17 protein-coding genes and 2 pseudogenes are annotated in these 22,393 nt (G+C 73.7%); 11 read left to right on the top strand and 8 right to left on the bottom strand.

The window, feature by feature from the left end:
• Window positions 1-44 precede the first annotated feature (44 nt).
• Window positions 45-815, bottom strand: coding sequence for a nucleotide exchange factor GrpE (gene grpE, locus KIF24_RS30185; protein WP_221086923.1), 771 nt, complete (start codon window positions 813-815; stop codon window positions 45-47).
• A 46-nt stretch (window positions 816-861) separates the two neighbouring features.
• A complete protein-coding gene (gene dnaK / locus KIF24_RS30180; RefSeq protein WP_221086922.1) occupies window positions 862-2,736 on the bottom strand; it encodes a molecular chaperone DnaK in 1,875 nt (624 codons plus the stop codon).
• A gap of 221 nt (window positions 2,737-2,957) precedes the next feature.
• Here dnaK and KIF24_RS30175 point away from each other — a divergent pair, with 221 nt between their 5' ends.
• The 3 genes from KIF24_RS30175 (at window position 2,958) to KIF24_RS30165 (ending at window position 7,826) form a co-directional block, all read left to right on the top strand.
• Window positions 2,958-4,820 carry a GTPase domain-containing protein gene (locus tag KIF24_RS30175; RefSeq protein WP_221086921.1) on the top strand — a complete coding sequence of 621 codons (1,863 nt, stop codon included), beginning with the start codon at window positions 2,958-2,960 and terminating at the stop codon, window positions 4,818-4,820.
• Between the two features lie 5 nt (window positions 4,821-4,825).
• Window positions 4,826-6,499, top strand: a complete 1,674-nt coding sequence (locus tag KIF24_RS30170) for a GTPase (RefSeq protein WP_221086920.1) — start codon at window positions 4,826-4,828, stop codon at window positions 6,497-6,499.
• Between the two features lie 106 nt (window positions 6,500-6,605).
• Complete coding sequence (locus KIF24_RS30165) at window positions 6,606-7,826, top strand: hypothetical protein (protein WP_221086919.1); 1,221 nt, start codon at window positions 6,606-6,608, stop codon at window positions 7,824-7,826.
• Window positions 7,827-7,874: 48 nt separating this feature from the next.
• Here the strand turns inward: KIF24_RS30165 and KIF24_RS30160 are convergent, their stop codons facing one another.
• Window positions 7,875-8,843, bottom strand: coding sequence for a hypothetical protein (locus tag KIF24_RS30160; protein WP_221086918.1), 969 nt, complete (start codon window positions 8,841-8,843; stop codon window positions 7,875-7,877).
• Between the two features lie 519 nt (window positions 8,844-9,362).
• Here KIF24_RS30160 and pdhA point away from each other — a divergent pair.
• From pdhA to KIF24_RS30135, 5 genes and pseudogenes are all read left to right on the top strand, one after another.
• Entirely contained in the window at window positions 9,363-10,538 is a 1,176-nt protein-coding gene (gene pdhA, locus KIF24_RS30155) for a pyruvate dehydrogenase (acetyl-transferring) E1 component subunit alpha (RefSeq protein WP_221086917.1), read from the top strand.
• Window positions 10,538-11,527 (top strand): alpha-ketoacid dehydrogenase subunit beta, encoded by a 990-nt coding sequence (locus KIF24_RS30150; protein ID WP_221086916.1) that lies wholly within the window; start codon window positions 10,538-10,540, stop codon window positions 11,525-11,527. Before pdhA ends, KIF24_RS30150 begins: the two co-directional genes overlap by 1 nt.
• Before the next feature lie 5 nt (window positions 11,528-11,532).
• A pseudogene (locus tag KIF24_RS30145) lies at window positions 11,533-12,986 on the top strand (dihydrolipoamide acetyltransferase family protein).
• A 217-nt stretch (window positions 12,987-13,203) separates the two neighbouring features.
• On the top strand, window positions 13,204-13,341 hold the full coding sequence (locus tag KIF24_RS30140) for a hypothetical protein (protein ID WP_221086915.1): 138 nt from the start codon (window positions 13,204-13,206) through the stop codon (window positions 13,339-13,341).
• A 343-nt stretch (window positions 13,342-13,684) separates the two neighbouring features.
• Window positions 13,685-16,141, top strand: coding sequence for a hypothetical protein (locus KIF24_RS30135; RefSeq protein WP_221086914.1), 2,457 nt, complete (start codon window positions 13,685-13,687; stop codon window positions 16,139-16,141).
• A 144-nt stretch (window positions 16,142-16,285) separates the two neighbouring features.
• Here the strand turns inward: KIF24_RS30135 and KIF24_RS30130 are convergent, their stop codons facing one another.
• Both KIF24_RS30130 and KIF24_RS30125 read right to left on the bottom strand, forming a co-directional pair.
• Complete coding sequence (locus KIF24_RS30130) at window positions 16,286-16,477, bottom strand: DUF397 domain-containing protein (protein ID WP_221086913.1); 192 nt, start codon at window positions 16,475-16,477, stop codon at window positions 16,286-16,288.
• The gene (locus KIF24_RS30125; RefSeq protein ID WP_221086912.1) at window positions 16,468-17,268 is read right to left on the bottom strand and encodes a helix-turn-helix domain-containing protein; all 801 of its coding nucleotides are present in this window, start codon (window positions 17,266-17,268) and stop codon (window positions 16,468-16,470) included. The genes KIF24_RS30130 and KIF24_RS30125 overlap by 10 nt, the downstream gene beginning before the upstream one ends.
• 408 nt (window positions 17,269-17,676) lie before the next feature.
• On the opposite strand from KIF24_RS30125, the gene KIF24_RS30120 reads away from it, so the two are divergent.
• From KIF24_RS30120 to KIF24_RS30110, 3 genes are all read left to right on the top strand, one after another.
• Window positions 17,677-17,874 carry a hypothetical protein gene (locus tag KIF24_RS30120; RefSeq protein ID WP_230415980.1) on the top strand — a complete coding sequence of 66 codons (198 nt, stop codon included), beginning with the start codon at window positions 17,677-17,679 and terminating at the stop codon, window positions 17,872-17,874.
• Entirely contained in the window at window positions 17,871-18,128 is a 258-nt protein-coding gene (locus KIF24_RS30115) for a flavin reductase (protein WP_221086910.1), read from the top strand. Before KIF24_RS30120 ends, KIF24_RS30115 begins: the two co-directional genes overlap by 4 nt.
• A 131-nt stretch (window positions 18,129-18,259) precedes the next feature.
• Window positions 18,260-20,095: an NHL domain-containing thioredoxin family protein gene (locus KIF24_RS30110; protein ID WP_221086909.1), complete on the top strand. Its 1,836-nt coding sequence runs from the start codon at window positions 18,260-18,262 to the stop codon at window positions 20,093-20,095.
• Window positions 20,096-20,108: 13 nt separating this feature from the next.
• Here KIF24_RS30110 and KIF24_RS30105 read toward each other — a convergent pair whose 3' ends face one another.
• The 3 genes and pseudogenes from KIF24_RS30105 to KIF24_RS30095 form a co-directional block, all read right to left on the bottom strand.
• Window positions 20,109-20,858 carry a LamB/YcsF family protein gene (locus KIF24_RS30105; protein ID WP_221086908.1) on the bottom strand — a complete coding sequence of 250 codons (750 nt, stop codon included), beginning with the start codon at window positions 20,856-20,858 and terminating at the stop codon, window positions 20,109-20,111.
• The gene (locus KIF24_RS30100; RefSeq protein WP_221086907.1) at window positions 20,842-21,720 is read right to left on the bottom strand and encodes a 5-oxoprolinase subunit C family protein; all 879 of its coding nucleotides are present in this window, start codon (window positions 21,718-21,720) and stop codon (window positions 20,842-20,844) included. Before KIF24_RS30100 ends, KIF24_RS30105 begins: the two co-directional genes overlap by 17 nt.
• Window positions 21,717-22,388: pseudogene (locus KIF24_RS30095) on the bottom strand (5-oxoprolinase subunit B family protein). The gene KIF24_RS30100 and the pseudogene KIF24_RS30095 overlap by 4 nt, the downstream one beginning before the upstream one ends.
• Window positions 22,389-22,393 lie beyond the last annotated feature (5 nt).

The following is a 22,393-nucleotide window of genomic DNA, read 5'->3' as shown; positions in this document are numbered from 1 at the left end:
CCACCGGGTATCGGCGGGCGGGGCGACCGGGTCACCATCACGCACTATTCCGGCTCGGCGACCGCGACCAGCGCGGGCCGCAACAGTCGCTCACCGATCTGGTAGCCCCGACGCATCACCTGCACGCAGGTCGGCTCGCTGACGTCGGCCGAGGTCTGATGGGCCACCGCCTCGTGCCGCGTCGGGTCGAACGGGTCGCCCTGCTCACCGAACGGGGTCAACCCGAACTTGCCCAGCGCGGTGGTCAGCTGGTCCGCCACCGCACCGAACGGGCCGACCAGATCGCCGTGTTCCCGGGCCCGGTCGAGATCGTCCAGGATCGGCAGCAGCGCGGCGAGCACCGAGCCGGTCGCCTGCTCGGTGACCAGGCCACGGTCACGCTCGACCCGCTTGCGGTAGTTGGCGTACTCGGCCGACACCCGTTGCAGATCCCGCGTGCGCTCCTCCATCTCGGCGCGGAGCGCTTCCAGTTCGGCGCCGAGCCCGCCGCCACCACCGGCCGATTCCGAGGGCTCATCGGCGGGTTGCGCCGGGGCGTCCACCACCGCCGGGCCCTCGCTGGAGGACGATTCGCTCAGCGCGCCGGCCTCGACCTCGATCGAGTCGACGACCACCTCGGCGTCCTCGACCAGACCCTCCGCCGGGACGTCGGGCCCGGCGTCGGCGGCCGTACCGTCGGGCTCCCGGATCTGGCTGATCTTGCGGTTGTTGCGGATGACGACCCGCGGCGCGTCGCCGGCGGCCGGCTCGGACGCCGAGCCACCCGGCGCCGACCCGGTGCGGCCCGGGTCGGCGGCTCGTGGCTTCTCCGTCATACGACTACCTCATCCCTCTGCCCGTGAGCTCGGGTCGCCAGGACCGTCACTTCTTGTCCTCGTCCACGATCTCCGCGTCGACCACGTCGTCCGCACCGGGTCGCGCGCCACCGGCCTGCCCACCGCCGGCCGCACCCGGACCGGCTGCGCCGGCGCCGGCCGCGTCCTCCGTCGGGGGCTGCTCGGCCTGCTGGGCGTAGAGCAGCGAGCCGGCCTCCTGCGAGACCTGCGCGAGCCGCTCGTGCGCCGACTTGATCTTCTCGATGTCGCTGCCACCGAGGGCGCCGCGCAGCTCACCGAGCGCCTCGTTGAGCTTGTCGCGGTTCTCTGCCGGGAGCTTGTCACCGTTCTCGGCGAGGAACTTCTCGGTCTGCCACTGCAGGGCCTCGGCCACGTTGCGGCTCTCGGCCTCGTCGCGGCGGCGCTTGTCCTCCTCCGCGTGTTCCTCGGCGTCCCGACGCATCCGCTCGATGTCGTCCTTCGGCAACGAGGAGCCGCCGGTGATGGTCATCTTCTGTTCCTTGCCGGTGCCCAGGTCCTTCGCGTGGACGTTGACGATGCCGTTGGCGTCGATGTCGAAGGTGACCTCGATCTGCGGCACACCGCGCGGGGCCGGCGGCAGGCCGGTCAGCTCGAAGGTGCCGAGCTTCTTGTTGTACGCGGCGATCTCGCGCTCGCCCTGGAAGACCTGGATCAGCACCGACGGCTGGTTGTCGTCGGCGGTGGTGAACACCTCGGAGCGCTTGGTCGGGATGGTGGTGTTGCGCTCGATCAGCTTGGTGAAGATGCCGCCCTTGGTCTCGATGCCCAGGCTCAGCGGGGTCACGTCGAGCAGCAGGACGTCCTTGACCTCGCCCTTGAGCACACCGGCCTGGAGGGCGGCGCCGACGGCGACGACCTCATCCGGGTTGACGCCCTTGTTGGGCTCCTTGCCGGTGAGCTGCTTGACCAGCTCGGTCACGGCCGGCATCCGGGTCGAACCGCCGACCAGGATCACGTGGTCGACATCGGAGATCTTGATCCCCGCGTCCTTCACCGCCTGCTCGAACGGACCCTTGCAGCGGTCCAGCAGGTCCTGCGTCATGCGCTGGAACTCGGCCCGGCTGAGCGTCACGTCCAGGTGCAGCGGGCCGGCGGCACCGGCGGTGATGTAGGGCAGGTTGATGTTGGTGGTGGTCGCGGCGGACAGCTCGATCTTCGCCTTCTCGGCGGCCTCCTTGAGCCGCTGCATCGCCATCTTGTCCTGGGCCAGGTCGATGCCGTGCTCGCCCCGGAAGGTCTTCACCAGGTGGTCGATGATCCGCTGGTCCCAGTCGTCACCACCGAGCAGGTTGTCACCGCTTGTCGACTTGACCTCGATGACGCCCTCGGCCAGTTCCAGCAGCGACACGTCGAAGGTGCCACCGCCGAGGTCGAAGACCAGGACGGTCTGCTCCTTGGAGCCCTTGTCCAGCCCGTATGCCAGGGCGGCCGCGGTCGGCTCGTTGACGATCCGCAGCACGTTGAAGCCGGCGATCTCACCGGCCTCCTTGGTGGCCTGGCGCTGGCCGTCGTTGAAGTAGGCCGGGACGGTGATCACCGCATCGGTGATCTGCTCGCCCAGGTATGCCTCCGCGTCCCGCTTGAGCTTCATCAGGGTGCGGGCCGAGATCTCCTGCGGGGTGTACTTCTTGCCGTCGATGTCGACGGACCAGTTGGTGCCGATCTCCCGCTTGACCGAGCGGATCGTCCGGTCCGGGTTCGTCACCGCCTGACGCTTGGCGACCTCGCCGACGAGCACCTCGCCGTTGCGGGCGAACGCGACGATCGACGGGGTCGTCCGCGAGCCCTCAGCGTTGGCGATGACGGTGGGCTCACCGCCCTCCAGGACGCTGACGCAGGAGTTCGTCGTGCCGAGGTCGATGCCGACCGCACGTGCCATCTTCGCTTCCTCGCTTCGTAACGTTGAGCAGGTGACGGGCCCTCCCGTCGCACTGCGCGGCGGGTGCCGCCCTCGGCGACCCCACCCCAAGTTGAGTGAACTTGACTCAATAGTGCCACGTCCCCGCAAATCGTCAAGTCAAGGTTGAGCCGGATGGGCGCAACTCGCCGGTCGCTACCGACTGGTTGTCTTACCTTGTGTCGGTCGGGCACGCTTTAGCGGTGACGACGAATGGCGATACCGACTCACTGTCCGGCACGCCCGCCGTCGCAGCCCGCACCGGCCTCACCGGCGCCGGGGAGGACCGGCCCGCGGCCAGCGGGGACGACGCCCTGCCGGACGCCCTGACCGGCCTGCGGGCCGCGATCGGCGCGGCCCGGTTCCCGCTGGTTCTGCCCTCCGCCGAACCAGCCGGACGAATCGGTGCCGCGCTCGCCGACCAGCTCGACGACTACCTGCTGCCCCGCCTCGCCCGCCTCGACGCCCCGCTGCTCGTGGTGGTCGGCGGCTCCACCGGCGCCGGCAAGTCGACCCTGATCAACAGTCTGGTGCAGGCCCGGGTCAGCGTCGCCGGGGTGCTGCGGCCGACCACCCGCTCCCCGGTCCTGGTCTGCAACCCCGCCGACTCGCCCTGGTTCCGCCGTGGCGAGTTGCTGCCCGGGCTGACCCGCACCAGCCAGCCCAGCGGCGACCCCCGCACCCTGCACCTGGTCACCGCCCCCGCCCTCCCCCCGGGGCTGGCGTTCCTGGACGCGCCCGACATCGACTCCGTGGTCGACGCCAACCGGGCGCTGGCCGGCCAGCTCCTCGCCGCCGCCGACCTCTGGCTCTTCGTCACCACCGCCGCCCGGTATGCCGACGCGGTCCCCTGGGACCTGCTGCGCGGTGCGCGGGCCCGAGGCGCGGTGATCGCCCTGGTGCTCGACCGGGTGCCGGTGGAGGCGACCGACGAGGTCGCCGCCCACCTCGCCGAGATGCTGGCCGAGCAGGACCTCGGCTCGGCACCGCTGTTCGTGCTGCCGGAGACCTGGGTCGACGGGCAGGGCCTGCTGCCCGGCCGGGCCACCGCACCGCTGGCGGGCTGGTTCGCCCGACTCGCCGCCGACGCGGACGCCCGCTCGGCGGTCGTCCGGCAGACCCTGGGCGGCGCGCTGGCCGCCCTGCAACCCTCCGTCGAGAGCCTGGCCGTGGCCGCCGACGAGCAGGTGGCCGCCGCGGACGCGCTGGACGATCGGGTACGCGCGGCGTACCGGGCCGCGAACCGGACGGTCGACCAGGGGCTGCGCGACGGCCGGCTGCTCCGTGGCGAGGTGCTTGCCCGTTGGCAGGAGTTCATCGGCACGAGCGACCTCTTCCGCAGCCTGGAGGCGCGGATCGGCCGGCTGCGCGACCGCGTCGTGGCCGCGTTCACCGGGCGTCCGCCGCCGGCCGCCGAACTGCGCGACGCGATCGAGTCCCAACTGGTGACCTTGCTGCGGGGCGTGGCCGCCGAAGCGGCCGAGCACGCGTACACCGGGTGGAAGGCGCATCCGGCCGGGGCCGCACTGCTCGAACCGGACCTCGCCCATCATTCCGCCGAGCTGCCCGAGCGAGCCGAGCGGCTGGTTCGGGACTGGCAGCGCGGCGTGCTGGAGCTGGTCCGGACCGAGGGCGGCGACCGACGTTTCGTGGCCCGCACGGCGGCGTACGCGGTCAACGCCACCGGACTGGTCGTGATGATCGCGGTCTTCGCCTCGACGGCGTTCATCCCGACCGGCCTGGAGGTCGCCACCGGGGCCGGCACCACCGTCGCCGGCCAGGCGGTGCTCCAGGCCGTCTTCGGCGACCAGGCCGTACGCACGCTGGCCAGCAAGGCCCGGGAGGACCTCCTGGAGCGGGTGCAGGGCCTGCTGGACACCGAGGCCGCCCGGTATCTCTCCCGGACGGACCAGGCCCGGCCGGCGGCGGGGACCGCACCGGCACTGCGCCGGGCGGCCGGACGGGTGGAGGCGGCCCGACGCAGCAGCGGATTCGCCGATGCCGCCGGCGCGCTCGGCGGGCCGGCGGGCGCGGACGCCCCGGATGCCGGTCGGGAACTGCGGTGACCGGCATGGGCGGGCGCCTCCGTGAGGCGCTCCGGGTGGCCGACGGGCGGGTCGACGCCGACCAGTTGTTCGCCCGGCTGGAGGCGGTGCAGCGGTTCCTCGGCATCGTCGACGGCCACCTGCCGGACACCCCGCTGGTTCCGGCCCGCACCCTGGTCGAACGGGCCGCGACCCGGCTGGCCCTGTCCCGGGACCACACCGTCGTCGCCCTGGCCGGCACGACCGGCAGCGGCAAGTCGAGCCTGTTCAACGCGATGGCGCGGATGGACCTGTCCCCCGTCGGGGTACGCCGGCCGACCACCGGGGTGACCCACGCCTGCGTCTGGGGGCCGCTCGACGGCGGCACCCGGCTGCTCGACTGGCTCGGCGTGCTACCGCGGCATCGCTTCGTCCGGGAGAGCCTGCTGGACGGCGACGACGAGTCCACACTGCACGGTCTGATCCTGCTCGACCTGCCGGACTTCGACTCCGTCCAGCACTCGCACCGGCTGGAGGTGGACCGGCTGCTCGGCCTGGTGGACCTCGTGGTCTGGGTGGTCGACCCGCAGAAGTACGCCGACCGGGTGGTCCACCGCAGCTACCTCCGCGAATTCAGCCGGCACCGGGACGTCACCCTGGTCGTGCTCAACCAGACCGATCGGCTGCCCCCGGCCGAGGTGCCCCGGGTCCTCGCCGACCTGCGCCGGCTCCTCGACGCGGACGGGCTGGACGGGGTGTCGCTGCTGGCCGCGACGGTCGCCGACCCGACCGGCCCGGAGGGGTTGCGGGCGGCGCTGCAACGCACCGTGGCCGAGCGGCAGGCCGCGCTGCGCCGGCTCTCCGGCGACGTGGACGCCGTCGTCGCCACCCTGGACGACATGGTCGGCGCGCCCCGGACGGCGCTGCCGACGGACGATCCCGCGGTCACCGCGCTGGATCGCGCGCTGGCCCGCGCAGCGGGGGTGCCGACGGTGGTGGAGGCGGTCGAGCAGACGTACCAGCACCGTGCCGCGGCGGCCACCGGCTGGCCGCTGGTGCGGTCCTGGCGGCGGCTGCGGCCCGATCCGCTGCGCCGGCTGCACCTGCCGGGGCCGCAGGGTGGTGATCCGGCGGCGAGCCTGGTCGCCGCGACGTCCGTACCCGAGCCCAGCGCCGCCGACAAGTCCGCGCTGGCGCTGGCGCTGCGAACGGTGGCCGAGCAGGCCGGCGCCGGGCTGCCGAGCGCCTGGCCGAACGCGGTGACCGCGGCGGCCCGGTCCCGCCTCGGCGACCTGCCGGACGCCCTGGACCGCGCGCTCGCCGGTGCCGACCTCGACCTGAGCCGCCCCCGCGCCTGGTGGCGCCTGGTCGGCGGAGTGCAGTGGCTGGTGACCCTCGCCGCGGTTGCCGGGCTGGGCTGGCTGCTCCTCGGCTATGCCATGCGGGCCCTGGGGTTGCCGGAGCTGCGGCACCCGATGGTCGGCGAGGTGCCGGTGCCCACACTGCTGCTGCTCGGCGGACTGCTGACCGGGCTGCTGGTGGCGGCCCTGACCCGCCCGGTGACCCGGTGGGCCGCCCGGCGGGCCCGGCAGCGGGCCGAAACGCAGCTGACCAGGGCGGTCGCCATGGTCGGCGACCAGCACGTGCTCGCCCCGGTGCGGGCCGTGATCGCCGCGCACGCCGACGCGCGCACCGTCCTGGAGGTCGCCCGGCACCGGTGAGGCGGCACCCGGGGCGCCGGGTCGGTTCGCGCACCGCGCGGCCGGGCGCCTCGCCGGTCGGTCCGCTCAGCGCGTCGCCGGACAGCGAGCGGCGTAGGGTCGAAGCATGGCCACGCCTCAGACCCCCTACGACGCGGTGCTGCACGCCGCACGCGACGTGACCAAACTCGATTCGGCCCTTGACGCGGAGATGCTCGGCGCGGCACTGCTGGGCAGCGTTTACGAGGTCGCGGAGACGGACCGGGAGGCGGCGGTACGCGATTTCGTCGGCGGCTTCCTCGCCGCCACCTCGCGGCGGCGGGCCGCCGCGGCGACCACCGTCCGGGCGGTCTTCGCCGCCCTGGTGCCGGACGCGGACGGCGCGGACCGGGTCCGCCCGGGAGCGACCGCACCCGCCTGGTCCGGGCAGCTCGGCCGGGTGCACCTCACCGGCACCTGGGCATACGGCGACGTGTACGGCGACCAGACCTCCTACCTCGCGACCTTTGCCTACGACGACGCCTCGGGTGGGCCGGAACACGCACTGGTGGCGCTCGTCGACCACAACATCGGCATCACCAAGGACGTCTTCGTCGGCGGGCCGGCCGGCCGGATCCTGGAGCAGGTCCGGCAGCTGTGCGCCGACGACGAGCTGACCTGGTTCCGGGAGGAGAGCCCGACCCGGATGCGCGACGAGGTGAGCCGGCACCTGACGGTCACCGACCAGCTCGGTCAGCTGCCCGGCGCCGGTTCGCTGGCCACCGACCGTGCGCTCGTCGGTGCCCGCCTCGCGGTCCTGCCGGCCGCGACCGCGCCGCCGCCCCGGTTGCCCGACGAACCGCTGCCGGACGCCGAGCGGGCCGCGGAGATCCGCCGCTTCCTGGCCTCCCCGGACGCGGCCCGCTCCGGGCTGGACGCCGTCGACGGCGCCGATCTGGCCTCCCTGCACTTCTGCCTGGGCCTGGTGCTCGACCACGCGGCCACCTTCCCGGACGCCGATCCGTTGCGGTGGAGTCCGACCGTCGCCGGGCTCTTCCTGCTCGACTGGGTGCACCGCCGAGCCGTGCTGGACATGGACGACGCGGCGATGTTGCCCCGGGTGCTGCGGGCCTGGGCCGGGTACGCGGCCCGCCGGCGCGGACTGCCCGAGTCGGCCGTCACCGGGACCGACGCCGCGATCGAGGAGATGGTGCCGGAGTTCGTCCGGCTCTACGCGACCGGTGAGCGGCGCAGCCCGGCCACCGCCGCGGTGGCTCAGTTGATGGCCGATGGCGTCGACCCGGACGACCCGGCCGCCCTCGACGCCTGGATAGAGGCCAACCGGCACCGGCTCGCCGACGACGGTTGAGCGGCACGCGGATCCGTCCAGCCGGCCGGCCGGTGCGCCCGTGGCGCCTCAGCGGGCGGCCGGCAGACCGGCTCCGGCGGACGGACCCGCGCCGGACGTCCGGCGGTGCCGGAGGCGGATCCCGGCCCGGGAACGTGCGCTGCCGCTGCGCTCCGGCGTGGAGGGCAGCACGGGTTCGGTGCTGACGTTGGTCGGCGAAGCCTCGGGCGGGACGCTGCCGGTCGGGACGACCGACGCGGTCGGCCCGGCCGTCGGCGGGTGACTCGACTCGGTCGGCGCCACCGGTGCGGACGGGTCACTCGACTCGGTCGGCGCCACCGGTGCCGACGGGTCAGCCGACGCCGACGGGTCACCCGGCGCGGTCGGCTCCGTCGTCGGCGGTGGGTCGCTCGACGCGCTCGGCTCGACGGAACCGCTCGGCTCGACGGAACCGCTCGGCTCGACGGAACCGCTCGGACCGGCCGATGCCGTGGGTGGATCGCTGGTCGGCGACGGCGAGCCGCCCGGTGGTGTCGCGGTCGACGAGGGCGCGGGCGTGCGGATCGGGGTGGGTGCCGGCCGTGGGGCGGGCGTGTTGGTGGGCGGCGCGGGTACGGTCGCCGGCGGCTCGGGGTGACGTGCCGGCACCGGCTCGGCCGACGGGGCGGGCACCGGACGCGGCCGGTCCGCCGCCGGCTCGACCGCCGGCACCGCCGACACGGTGGCCGTCGGGGTGGTGGTCGGCGGGGTGGTGGTCGGTGGCGGCGGGACAACCACCGGACCGATCGAGGGCGTCGGGATGAACGGCGTGCCGCTGTCCGGCAGCGCCGTGCTGCCGACCGTCGCCGATCCGGTGCTGATCGCGGCCAGCACCGGCATCGAGGCCGTGCCGGCGAGCAGGGCCACGGTCAACAGGTAACCCCGGGCCGGCCCGCTGGTGCGCGCGGCGCGGTGTGCACCCACCACGCGGCGGTAGCCGCCGGGCATCCGGTGCCGGCCGAGGATCGGCCCCCCGGGACCTGCACCTGGTTCGGACACCACGCACTCCTCGTCGTCGCCCCTGACCGGGCCCGCCAGAGCGAGCCCGGCGGGCCGCCGGAGCTGGATCGGGCCCGCGCGAACAGCCTGGGTCAGTGACTCTGCGTCGGCCAACCCCACACCGCGTGTCGACACGCGTATCTGGCCGAATAGTGACGAATCATCACCGGATCGGTCGCGCGTCGCTCGACCAGACAGTCCGGTATTTCGGGTAACGAAGCGGGCCGCGCCTGAGGTGCGGGGCAGGTGGAGTGTGGGAGGACTCACCTCTGATGCGAGTATGGAGCCACGGCGGCAGCGCAGCCGCGACCTCCGCGCACCCATGCGGCAGGCGCGACTGGGCACCGGCGCTCCCGAACCGGGTTCGGCCATGGAATCCGGCTCATGCCGCGCGGCAACCCCTACCGGGGCTAGGCCCGGCCGCCAGGAACCGATCCCGGCACCAGCCGGAATCGGGCGCACGAGTCGCGCGGCCGGGTGACCCCCCGGTGCCGACGCAGACACGACAGGGAGAGACGGATGGCAAAGGGCGACCCCGGGGCCAGCACCCGCGGCCGGCGAGCCGCACCCCGAACCAGGAAGGCCAGCAGCGGCGACCCGGAGCTGGTGCAGCTGCTCACCCCTGCGGGCGAGCGGATCGACAGCGTCATTGGTCCGGACGGCATCGAGTACCGGGTCGACTTCACCGACGAGGAGTACCGCGGCCTCTATCGCGACCTGGTGCTGGTCCGCAAGCTGGACGCCGAGGCCACGGCCCTGCAACGGCAGGGCGAGCTGGGCATCTGGGCGAGCCTGCTCGGCCAGGAGGCGGCCCAGGTCGGTTCGGGCCGGGCCCTGCGTACGCAGGACATGGCCTTTCCCACCTACCGCGAGCACGGCGTGCTCTACTGCCGGGGCATCGACCCGATCATGCCGCTGGGCCTGTTCCGCGGCGTCGACCAGGGCGGCTGGGATCCGAACGAGTTCAAGTTCAACATGTACACGATCGTGATCGGGGCGCAGACCCTGCACGCGACCGGGTACGCCATGGGCGTCGCGATGGACGGCCGGACCGGCACCGACGACGGCGAGGCGGTGATCGCCTACTTCGGCGACGGCGCCACCAGCCAGGGTGACGTGAACGAGGCGTTCGTCTGGGCCGGCGTGTTCAACTCGCCCCTGGTGTTCTTCTGCCAGAACAACCAGTACGCCATCTCCGAGCCGCTGGAGCGGCAGACCCGCATCCCGCTCTACCGGCGCGCGGCCGGCTTCGGCTTCCCCGGCATCCGGGTGGACGGCAACGACGTGCTGGCCACCTACGCGGTGACCCGGCAGGCGCTGGACAACGCCCGGCACGGGCAGGGCCCGAGCCTGATCGAGGCGTACACGTACCGGATGGGCGCGCACACCACCTCCGACGACCCGACCCGCTACCGCATCGCGAGCGAGGTCGAGGCGTGGCAGGCCAAGGACCCGATCGCCCGGATGAAGACCTTCCTGGAGCGGGAGAAGATCGCCGACACCGGCTTCTTCACGGAGGTGGACGAGCAGGCCCGCCGGGAGGCGGTGGACCTGCGCGAGCGGGTGCTGGCGATGCCGAACCCGGAGCCCGCCACCATGTTCGACCACGTCTACCCCAACGGGTCGCCCCTGCTCGACGAGCAGCGCGCAGAGTTCAGCCGGTACTTCGCGTCGTTCGAGGGGAGCGCACACTGATGGCCACGGAGACGCTCACCCTCGGCAAGGCCCTCAATGTCGGTCTGCGCAGGGCCCTGGAGAACGACCCGAAGGTCGTCATCATGGGCGAGGACGTCGGCAAGCTCGGCGGTGTCTTCCGGATCACCGACGGTCTCCAGAAGGACTTCGGCGACCAGCGGGTGATCGACACCCCGCTCGCCGAGTCCGGGATCATCGGCACCGCCGTCGGCCTGGCCATCCGTGGCTACCGGCCGGTCTGCGAGATCCAGTTCGACGGCTTCGTCTACCCCGCGTACGACCAGATCGTGTCGCAGGTGGCGAAGATGCACTACCGCTCGCGCGGCAAGCTGAACATCCCGATGGTCATCCGGATCCCGTTCGGCGGCGGCATCGGCGCCGTGGAGCACCACTCGGAGTCGCCCGAGGCGTACTTCGCGCACACCGCCGGCCTGAAGGTCGTCTCCTGCGCCAACCCGCAGGACGCGTACGTGATGATCCAGCAGGCGATCACGTCGGACGACCCGATCGTGTTCCTGGAGCCGAAGCGACGCTACTGGGAGAAGGGGCAGGTCGACCTGGAGGCCCCGCTGTCGCAGGCGTACCCGCTGCACGCCGCCCGGGTCGCGCGGGCGGGCACCGACGCCACCCTGCTGGCGTACGGCCCGATGGTGCGTACCTGCCTCGACGCGGCGACCGCCGCCGCCGAGGACGGCCGGGAGCTGGAGGTCGTCGACCTGCGTACGCTGTCCCCGCTGGACCTCGGCGTCGTGTACGAGTCGGTGCGGCGCACCGGCCGCGCGGTGGTGGTGCACGAGGCCCCGGGCAACCTGGGCATGGGCGCCGAAATCGCGGCACGGATCACCGAGCAGTGCTTCTACTCCCTGGAGTCGCCGGTGCTGCGGGTGACCGGCTTCGACACGCCCTACCCGGCGTCCCGGGTGGAGGAGGAGTACCTCCCCGACCTCGACCGGGTGCTCGACGCCGTCGACCGCTCCTTCGGGTGGTGAGCGGCATGTCTCGGATCAAGGAGTTCAACCTGCCCGACCTGGGCGAGGGGCTGACCGAGGGCGAGATCCTCGCCTGGCTGGTCAAGGTCGGTGACACCATCGAGCTGAACCAGCCGATCGTCGAGGTGGAGACGGCGAAGGCGGCCGTCGAGATCCCGGCGAAGTGGGCCGGCCAGGTCCAGGCGATCTTCCACCCGGAAGGCAGCACGGTCGAGGTCGGCACGCCGATCATCGCGATCGACACCGATCCGGGCGCCGGTCCGGTCGAGTCGACCACCGGGACGTCCGGCGCGGATCTGCCCGCCCCGTCGGCGGCCTCGCTGGCCGCCGTCGAGGTCGCGCCGGCCGAGGGGCGGTGGAGCCGGGCCTGATCGGCGGTCCCGCCCCGGGCGGCCGGACGGCCGTCCTGGTCGGCTACGGCCCGCGCACCACCGCGGCCAAGCGCCGTCCTCGCCGGAGCACTGCGGCGCAGGCCACGCCCGTCCCCGTCGAGGCCGCACCGGTCGCGCCGGTTCCGGCACCGATCCCGGCGACTCCGGTCTCGCCCGGCCCGGCGGTGAGCGGCAACGGCCGGGGCGGTGGGCCGGTGCTGGCCAAGCCGCCGGTACGCAAGCTCGCCAGGGACCTCGGCGTGGACCTGGGCACGCTGGTCGGATCGGGGCCGTCGGGCTCGATCACCCGCGAGGACGTACAGCGGGCGTCTTCCCCGGCGGAGCCGCCGGTCGGCGCCCCGGCGACCACGGCCGCGAGTTTCGGCGCGGACCGCGAGCAGCGCATCCCGGTCAAGGGGGTACGCCGGCTCACCGCCGAGAACATGTCTCGCTCGGCCTTCACCGCCCCGCACGTCACCGAGTTCCTCACCGTCGACGTGACCCGGGCGATGAAGGCCCTGGACCGGCTGCGTGCCCGGCGGGAGTGGCGCGACGTGCGCGTCTCGCCGCTGCTGCTGGTCGCCAAGGCGATGCTGCTGGCGGTCAAGCGGCATCCGTTGGTCAACTCCACCTGGGCGGGCGACGAGATCGTCGTCAAGGAGTACGTCAACCTCGGCATCGCGGCGGCCACCGAGCGTGGCCTGATCGTGCCGAACGTCAAGGACGCCGGCCGGTTGTCGCTGCGCGAGCTGGCGGACGCGTTGACGGAACTGGTGCAGACGGCCAAGGCGGGCAGGACGTCGCCGGCCGACATGTCCGGTGGCACCCTGACCATCACCAACGTCGGCGTGTTCGGGGTGGACACCGGTACGCCGATCCTGCCCCCGGGCGAGTCGGCGATCCTGGCCTTCGGCGCGGTCCGGGAACTGCCCTGGGTGCACAAGGGCAAGGTCAAGCCGCGCCTGGTCACCACGCTCGGCCTCTCCTTCGACCACCGGATCATCGACGGTGAGCTGGGCTCGAAGTTCCTGCGCGACGTGGGTGACTTCCTCGCCGATCCGGAGGCGGCGCTGCTCGCCTGGACGTGACCGATCCAGCACGGCGACGGCCGGTGTGCCACGGGTTAACGCCCGGCACACCGGCCGTTGCCATTGCACGAAGAAAGTACCGCCGGAGACCACGCTCCACCTAAGATTCTTAGGCTGGTGGTCCAACTCACCTAATAATCGCTGGACCCTGAGGGCTTCTCGCGCTTCAATTGAGACAACGACGGGACGACAACCGAATAGCCAGCAGGAGAGACCCATGAGCATGATCGAGCGAATCCGCAACCGCCGCGACGCCAGCCGCCGCGCCCGCGCCATCGAGCGGGCGCTGCGCTCCGCCGGTTCGCCCGCGGTCCGCGACGAGATCCTCGCCATCGCCCAGCGTCACATGCACTGACGCCACACGGACGTTATCCGCCTCCTCCAGATCGACGACCCGCCCGGAAGCAACCCGGGCGGGTCGTCGGCGTCGAGCGGGCACTGACACCGGGATACCGCCCCGCCGCAGCGCCCGGTACGGTGGGGCTCGGTCGTCGTCCACGCTCAGGGACGTGTCGAGGCGATGAAAGCACCTCGACACCACTCGGCGACGGACAGTGATGGCCACAGCTCCCCGGAAGCCCTCCGGCGGCAACCGGGATACGGTGCGGGGAGCCGGCACGGCCGGTACGCCGGCACCGCCGGCTGCCCTGCCGAGACATCGGCGACGGCGGCCGACATGTGATGGAGGAGGCGCACGCATGACGTCCGAGGGCCCGCACCGCCCCGGCCAGGAGCCGGACGAGGTGCCGCCGGGCGGCGGCGGACCGGCGCCGTACGGCGACCGACCGGCTCAGCAGGACAGCGGGTACGCCACACCCACCCCCGATCTGGGCTGGGCTCCCCCGCCACCCAACCGACCCGACGCATCCGCACCCGCCTGGGCGAACCAGCAGGAGGCCCCGTGGGTCAGCGGACAGGCGACCCGGCAGGCGGAGTCGCCGACATCCGGCAGTTGGGATCAGCCCGCCGGAAACCAGCCGCCCTGGGCGGCTCAGGCAGGCCAGCCGCAGCAGCCCCCCCAGAGTTGGAACCAGGCCGGCCAGTCCACTCCGGATCAACCCGCCTGGGCCGTCGGCGGCCAGAGCAGCCCCGCCTGGGCGGCGGATCCCGCCCCGGCTGACGCCCGCCAGCCAGCAGAGTGGACACCCCACCAACCGGCCCCGAGCCAGCCCGACTGGGCCAATGGACAAGCGACGCCGAGCCAGCCGCCCGGCTGGGGCGGTGGTCAGCCGGCCACCGGCCAGCCCGGCGGATGGGCCGACGGCCAGCAGCCGGAATGGACGCCCACACCGCGTGCCGGCGACCCGGCTCCCGGCTGGGCCACGGCCGGCAGCCAGCCCGAGCCGGCACAGCCGGGCTGGGCCCAGGTCGACCAGCCGATCCCCGGCCGCGCCGAGCCGGCCGCCCGGGCCACCGCCCAGGTTCCGCAGAGCGACGCCGCGCAGCAGCACCGGCCCGCCGCCGAGGGATCGCCCCGAGCCGACCCGTGGCCGGCAGACCAGCAGGAACAGCCAAGCTGGGCCACCGGCCAGCGATGGGAGCCCGCCACCAGCGGCAACGCCGGTGAGCAACCGGCCGAGGCATGGCCCAGCGGTGGCGAGCGTCCGGCACAGCCGGGATGGGCCACGCCTGCGCCGGACGCGCCGACCGGCTGGGCCGGCGGCAACGCGGCGGCCGGACCACCACCGTCCTGGAGCCCGGCACAGGAGCCGCTCCCCTCCCGTAACGCCGACCGGTCGTCGCTGCCCGACGTCCAGCCGTGGGCACCCGGTGAGGCATGGGGCCGCACCGGGGGAGCGGAAGCCGGGCCACCCCGCGCCGACGGCGAGCCCGACACCGGTCGGCCGGAGGAGGCCCCGGTCTACCAGCCGGCACCGGCCCCGGGCATCTCGCCGGCCAACATGGTGCCGTTGCCGCCGCAGGAGCAGCGGGTGCCGGGTGCCAGCCTGGCCTCCGCACCGCCCACCGACTACGGCCAGCCGAATCCGTACGACGACCAGGCCGGGCAGGGCGCCCGCCCGGGTTCCGACCAGCCGGCCGGAGGGATGGGCTGGGGCCAGCCCGAGTCACGCCACGATGACCCGCAGCCGCCGGCCGGGCCGGTCGTCCCCGCGCCCCGCAACTCGCCGGAGAACGAGGGTCGGGCCACCCCGACACCGGCTGGCGGCGGCGTCACGGCGAGCGCCTCCGTGCCGCTGGCGAGCCGGGTGATGCCGCCGGCCGACCATGCGGTCCACCCGACCGGGTCACCGGCGCCACAGCCTCGCGTGTACGGCCGGCCGGCCCGCCCCGAGCAGGCCGAGGAGCCGGCCCAGGAGCGGGACGAACAGCCGCCGGCGCCCCGGTTCGACCAGGCCGCCCCGGAACGGTTCGACCAGGCCCTGGAGCCACGCTTCGCCGATCGGGAGCCGCCGGCCGGCGGGCCGAACGCCTTCGCGGGCGCGGCTGCCCCGGCGTCTCCAGCGGCACCACCGGCCTTCCCGCCGGGACTGCCGTCCTTCATCGACGCACCGCCGAGCAACCGCCCGGTCAACGGCAACCGGCCGCATGCCGAGCCGGAGCGCCCGGCCGAGCGGTTCGGCGGCCCGGGTGGTGGCGATCCGTTCGGTCCGGGCGGTGGCGATCACTTCGGCGGCCCACCCGAACGCTCGGGCGTTGCCTACGGGTCCGCCGTGCGGTCCGAGCCGACCGGCCACGATCCGGCGTTCCCGCCGCCGCCGCAGTCCGCCCCGCCGTGGAGCCCGACCCCCGGTGCCGGTTCGGGAGATCCGGACCAGGGCCGCTTCGACGCCTTCAAGCCGGTTGCCGAACCGGCCGCGGAAGCACCGGTGCCGAAGGTACGCAACGGCCGGGTGCTCGCCGCGGTGCTGGTCGCCGCGGTGCTCATCCTGGCCATCCCGCTCGGCCTGCTGATGCTCCTCGGCGCGGTCGGCGGGTCGGACGAGGCGGGCGGGTTCGACCCCACGGTCGGCTCCTGCGTGAAGCGATCCGGCGACAGCGCCGTCGCGGCCGACTGCGCCGAGACGGACGCCTTCACCGTGGTGTCGAAGGTCGAGTCGAAGGACAATTGCCCCGACCCACTCATGCCGCACGTGGACCTGCGCGGCTCCACCGCCAACCCGGTGCTCTGCCTCAAGCCGGCAACCGGCGGCTGACCCGGCTGCCTGCCCGACGGGGTCACGGGAGACCGTGACCCCGCCGGGTCTGCACCGCTGGGCCTGCCCGACGCGCGTTCGGCCCGGGACAGCAAAGAGCGCCCGCCCCCTGCCCGGGGGACGGGCGCTCTCGCGCGCCTGGGGTCAGGCCCGATCAACGACCTGGCGGACGAACGCCTTCCAGGCCACCGGCCCGAAGGCGAGTGCCGGGCCGGTCGGGTCCTTCGAGTCACGCACACCGACGACGCCGGGAAGGTTGTCGGCCACCTCGACGCAGTTGCCGCCGCTGGTACCGCTACGGGTGGCCTTTCGCCACCGCGCGCCGTTCAGGTCCATTGGTTCGCCACTTCCTTGATCAGGTCTAGGGACTGCCTCCGGGGAAGAGCCTCGGTACGGACGCTCTCCCACCGCTCGAAGAGCGTATCCAGGTCGGCTGGCCGGTCCACCACATCGCCGCCTAGCTGGCTTTCGAGGTGCCCTATCCAGCTACCGTCCGGCATGTGCGCCAGGGACAGTGGGCCGGAGAGCCCGGCGTGAAGGCCAACGTCCACCGGGATGACGTGGACGCTGATATTGGGTCGCTCTGCGCAAGCTACAAGGTGAAAGAGTTGTTCGGCCATCAGTTTTTCAGCCCCGTCGCCGGCTCGGCGGATCGCTCCTTCGTCAACGGCGACGACGATCCGAGGCGGGGACTCGCGCGTGAGGATGGCCTGCCGCTCAAGTCGACCAGCGACCCGGCGATCTACCTCCTCATCCGTCAGCCGAGGGTCGAGCCGTAGGACGGCGCGAGCGTATGCCTCGCTCTGCAACAGGCCCGGGATCAGGTTCGGCTCGAAATAGCGAAGCTGCGTCGCCCCGCGTTCGGCATCGAGCCACGGCAGAAACCAGGAAGGGGCGCCCAGTTCCATTGCTAGGCGCCCGAACAGGCCACCAGTGTTCAGCGCGCGGTCAGCCCCTCGGACGAAGTCCGCCGTCAGCGCCCGCGTGCCGCCTTCAACGGCGCTGACATGGGACGCGCTGAACCCTGCGCCGCGCCCAAACGCCTCCTGCGTCATGCCAGCGACCCCCCGGCCCCGACGGATCTCGCTAACGATGAAGGCCGCCAAGGGGGTCGGTACGTCAGGCATTCAGAGCTCCTCAGAATGAAGATCAACTATCCATGTCGCCACCGGATCCACGGCTGTTTCGCCAGCTCAGCCCGGACACCAAAAGCACCTTTCGAGAGTAGCGGTCTCCACATCAGAGTGTCACTAGACGGCACGAGCCAGTGGAGGACCCGGGGTGGCCCGCTGGTCGCGCCGTCAGGGGCCGCCCCCATCCGGCGAGCGACCTTCGGGGCGGCCCCTTCCAACCATCCCGCGCTGACCGAGGAGGCCCGCCGTGCCTGTGTCAAAGCCCGCGAACGTCGTATCCGCCTCGCGCTGGCCCGACCGGCTCGACCGCCGCGATGTCCGGTGACCCCCCGGGTCTCCCCCGGCGTGTACCTCCTGACCCGGGAAGCGTCCCCGCAATTCGTCAAGCCCGTCTTGGTCCGCGTGATCCGGACACTGGGCCGGACGACGTACGACGGGTGGGCCTGGGTCGACGTGTATCAGCTCGACCGGCACGGGGACGCGACAGCGCGGCGGGCCCTGTTCCTGATGCCGAAGGGCCTGCGCCCGGTGAAGGTGACGCCCGTCCCGTACGAGCGTCGCTGCCGGCCGCGCTCCGGCGCCGCGAGCGTGACCGGGTGAGTGGCGACCTCGAAGCCCACATTCCGTCCCGCCCGACGTGGCGCTGCGCGGCGTGCGGCGCGGCGTGGCCGTGCTCCCCGGCGAAGCTGCGCCTGCTCGCGGAGTACAAGGGCAGCATGGCCGCCCTGATGGTCTACCTCGTGACGCTGCGGGAGGAGGCCGCCGCCCAGCTCGCCGAGCTGGATTCGGGCCCGCGTCCCGTGAGCCTGCACCGGCGGTTCACGGACTGGGTTCCGGTCCGCCCCCCGAAGTGAGCCGCCCGCCCCGGTCGTCCGGCAATCCCCCTGCCGGCGGCCGGGGCGGGTCTTCGTGCGCAGTGTCACGTACACCTCTCCTACCTCCCCGTCCGACCGGTTGGCGTCCGCTGGTGAGGCACGATGGGGTCATGAGTGCACGTGTGCGGGCTCCCGAGCTTCGGGGCCGGGCCTGGTTGAACACCGGCGGGCGGGAGCTGACGCTCGCCGACCTGCGGGGCAAGATCGTGATTGCGGATTTCTGGACCTTCTGCTGCATCAACTGCCTGCACGTGCTGGACGAGCTGCGGCCGATCGAGGAGAAGTACGCCGACGTCCTCGTGGTGATCGGCGTGCACTCGCCGAAGTTCGAGCACGAGAAGGACCCGGACGCGCTGGCCGCGGCGGTCGAGCGGTACGGCGTGCACCACCCCGTACTCGATGATCCCGAGCTGGACATGTGGCAGCAGTACGCGGCCCGCGCCTGGCCGACCCTCGCGGTGATCGACCCGGAGGGCTACGTGGTCGCGACGATGGCCGGCGAGGGGCACGCCGACGGGCTGGCGCGGCTGATCGACGACCTGGTCGCCACCCACGAGGGCCGCGGCACGCTGCACCGGGGCGACGGCCCGTACGTGCCGCCGGCCGAGCCGCGGACCACCCTGCGCTTCCCGGGCAAGGCGGTGGCGCTGCCCGGCGGCGGCCTGCTGGTCACCGACTCGGCGCGGCACCGGGTGGTCGAGTTGGCCGCCGACGGCGAGACCGTCGCCCGGACGATCGGCACCGGCAGCCGGGGCCGGGCCGACGGGCCGGCCGATGTCGCCACCTTCTCCGAGCCGCAAGGGCTGTGCCTGCTCCCGGCGCAGGTCGCCGAGGTCGCCGGCTACGACCTGGTGGTCGCCGACACGGTCAACCATCTGCTGCGCGGCGTACGGCTGGCCACCGGCGAGGTGGTCACCGTGGCCGGCACCGGGCGGCAGTGGCGGTCCGCGGTCGACGACCACGCGCACGACGCGCTCTCGGTCGATCTCTCCTCGCCCTGGGACCTCGCCTGGTACGACGACAAGCTCGTCATCGCCATGGCCGGCATCCACCAGCTGTGGTGGTTCGATCCGATCAGGCGGACCGCCGGCATGTACGCCGGCACGACCGTGGAGGCGCTGCGCGACGGGCCGCTGGCGCAGGCGTGGCTGGCTCAGCCGTCCGGGCTCGCGGTCTCCGGCGACGGCGCCCGTCTCTGGGTCGCCGACAGCGAGACCAGCGCCATCCGGTACGTCGAGGACGGTGTCCTGGGCACCGCCGTCGGCCAGGGTCTGTTCGACTTCGGTCACGTGGACGGGCCGGCGGCGCAGGCCCTGCTGCAACATCCGCTCGGCGTCTGCGCCCTGCCCGACGGCTCGGTGCTGATCGCCGACACGTACAACGGCTCCGTGCGCCGGTACGACCCGGTCGGCGACCGGGTCGCCACCGTGGCCACCGGCCTCGCCGAGCCGAGCGACCTGGTCCTCACCCCCGACGGCGCGGTGCTGGTGGTGGAGTCCGCCGGGCACCGGATCACCCGGCTGGCCCCGGGCGCGCTCTCGGCGGCCGGGGCGGACACGGTCGACGGCCCCCGGCGCCGCACCGAACGCAGGCCGACCGAGCTGACCGCCGGCGAGGTGGTCCTGGACGTCGTCTTCACCCCGGCGCCGGGACAGAAGCTGGACGAGACGTACGGGCCGTCGACCCGGTTGGTGGTTTCCGCGTCGCCGCCCGAGCTGCTGGTCGAGGGGTCGGGTACCAGCACCGAGCTGTCCCGGCGTCTGGTGATCGACGGCTCGGTGCCCGACGGGGTGCTCCAGGTCACCGCCCAGGCGGCGACCTGCGACGCCGACGTGGAGCATGCGGCCTGCCACCTCACCCGGCAGGACTGGGGCGTGCCGGTGCGCGTCGTCGACGGCGCCGCGGCCCGCCTGCCGCTGGTCCTGCGCGGCATGGACGCCGGCTGACGGCGCGGCGGTTTCAGCCGAACGGGGCGGGGGTGACCCCGGCGTCGATGAGGGCGGCGCGGACGAGTTCCGCGGCGGCCACCGCACCGGGGCTGTCGCCGTGCAGGCAGACGGACTCCACCGGGCACGGGATGGCGCTGCCGTCGACGGCGACCACGACCCGTTCGGTGGCCATCCGCACCGCCCGGCGGGCCACCTCGTGCGGGTCGGTGACCAGCGCGTCCGGCGAGGTACGCGGCACCAGTTGGCCGTTGGGCAGGTAGTTGCGGTCGGCGAATCCCTCGGCCACCACCCGGATTCCGGCCCCCTGGGCGAGTTGGGCCAGCACGGAGCCGGGTGGGCAGAGCACCGGCAGGTCCCGGTCGTGGTCGCCGATCGCCGCGACGAGCGCCGTCGCCTGCATCTCGTCGCAGGCGGCGGCGTGGTACAGCGCCCCGTGCGGCTTGAGGTAGCGGACCCGGCTGCGGTAGGCCCGGCAGAAGGCGTCCAGCGCGCCGAGCTGGTAGAGGGTCTCGTCGCGCAGCTCCGCGAAGTCGTACGCGATGTGCCGCCGGCCGAAGCCGGCAAGGTCCCGGTAGCCGACCTGGGCGCCGATGGCGACGCCCCGCTCGGCGGCGGCTGCACAGACCCGGCGCATCGTGGACGGGTCTCCGGCGTGGAAGCCGCAGGCGACGTTGGCGGAGGTGACCAGGTCCAGCAGGGCCTCGTCGTCGCCGAGCCGCCAGATGCCGAATCCCTCGCCCAGGTCAGCGTTGAGGTCCATGAAACCTCACCGTAGTGCCTGGGCGGGCCTGCGCGAGCGGGGTCACGTCGTCCACCACCGCGATGACCGGATAACCACCGGTGGTGGGATGGTCGGCGAGGAAGATCAACGGTTGGCCGTCCGCCGGCACCTGCACCGCGCCGAGGACGAGCCCTTCGCTGGGTAGCTCACCGGCCACCGCGCGGGGCAGCGGTGCGCCGGTCAGCCGCGCACCGACCCGATTGGTCAACGGACTGACCTCGTACGCCGTGCCGAGCAGCCGGTCCAGGGCGGCCGGGGTGAACCAGTCGTGCCGGGGGCCGAGCCGCACCGCGAGGCGTAGTTCCGTCGGTGGGGTGAGCGGCACGGTGAGGTCGACGGGGGCGGGTGGGCCGGTCGGCGCGCCCAGCGGCAGCAGGTCACCGTCGCGCAGTGGTGCCGGCCCGAGGCCGGCGAGGGTGTCGGTGGCCCGGCTGCCCAGCACCGGTGCGACGGCGATCCCGCCGGCCACCGCGAGCCAGCAGCGCAGGCCCCGTCGGGCGGGACCGATCCGCAGCACCGCCCCAGCCGGTACGGCCAGCGGGCGTCCGGGGTCACCGGGCCGGTCGCCGACCCGCACGTCGGCCTCGGCTCCCACCACGGCGACCGTGGTGGCCCGGGTCGGTCGCAACGTGCAGCCGGTGAGGGTCAACTCCAGCCCGGCCGCGGACTCCGGGTTGCCGACCAGGCGGTTGGCCAGCCGCAGCGCCGCCGGGTCGAGTGCACCGGAGCGGGGCACGCCGAGGTGCGCCCAGCCCGGCCGGCCCAGGTCCTGCACGGTGGTCAGCGCCCCGGCGCGGAGCACCTCGACCTCGCCGCCGGCCACCGCCGGCCACCCGTTCACCGGTTCGACCCGGCCGGCACCAGCCGGACCCGGGTGCCGGGGTGAGCAGGGCGGGCGGGTCGGCCGTCACGTCGAACAGGGTCCGCCCGGTCCGCCCGACCAGCAGCCAGCCACCGGGCGACGCGGTCGGGTAGATCCCGGCGTACGGGCCGGCCAGCGCGACCGACCCCGCCGGCACCCGGGGCGCGGGTGGCGAGCCGGGGCACCGCCAGTTCGGCGGGCAGACCGCTCAGGTAGCCGAAGCCGGGCGCGAAGCCGCAGAACGCCACCCGGAACTCGGTGTCCCGCAGGCGGCGCACGACGTGTGCCACGTCCACCCCCCAGTGTTCGGCGACGCGCGGCAGGTCCTCCCCGTCGTACGTGACGGGAACCTCGACGCTGCCGGCGGCGGTGCCGGTCACCTCGGGCGTGGTGGCGGGTGTCCAGGTGGCGATCCGGGACGCGGTGGCGGCTGGGTCCGGGACGCCGTCGAGGAGCACGGTGGCGGCGGCCGGCACGATCTCGGCGGCGACCAGTTCACCCCGGGCGCGGCGGTGCCACAGCTCCGCCCGCCAGGCTTCCACCGCGACGGCGGCCTCCGCTTGCCGTCCCTGCGGGGCGGGCGGGCCGGCGTCGGTCGCGGCGAGGTCGAGCAGGAGGGCGTGCGAGCCGACCGGTCTGATCCGCATTGCGC

The organism is Micromonospora tarapacensis (assembly GCF_019697375.1).
GTDB lineage: Bacteria > Actinomycetota > Actinomycetes > Mycobacteriales > Micromonosporaceae > Micromonospora > Micromonospora tarapacensis.
Note: the sequence above shows the minus strand (reverse complement) of the source record. Positions and strands in the feature narration are given on the sequence as shown.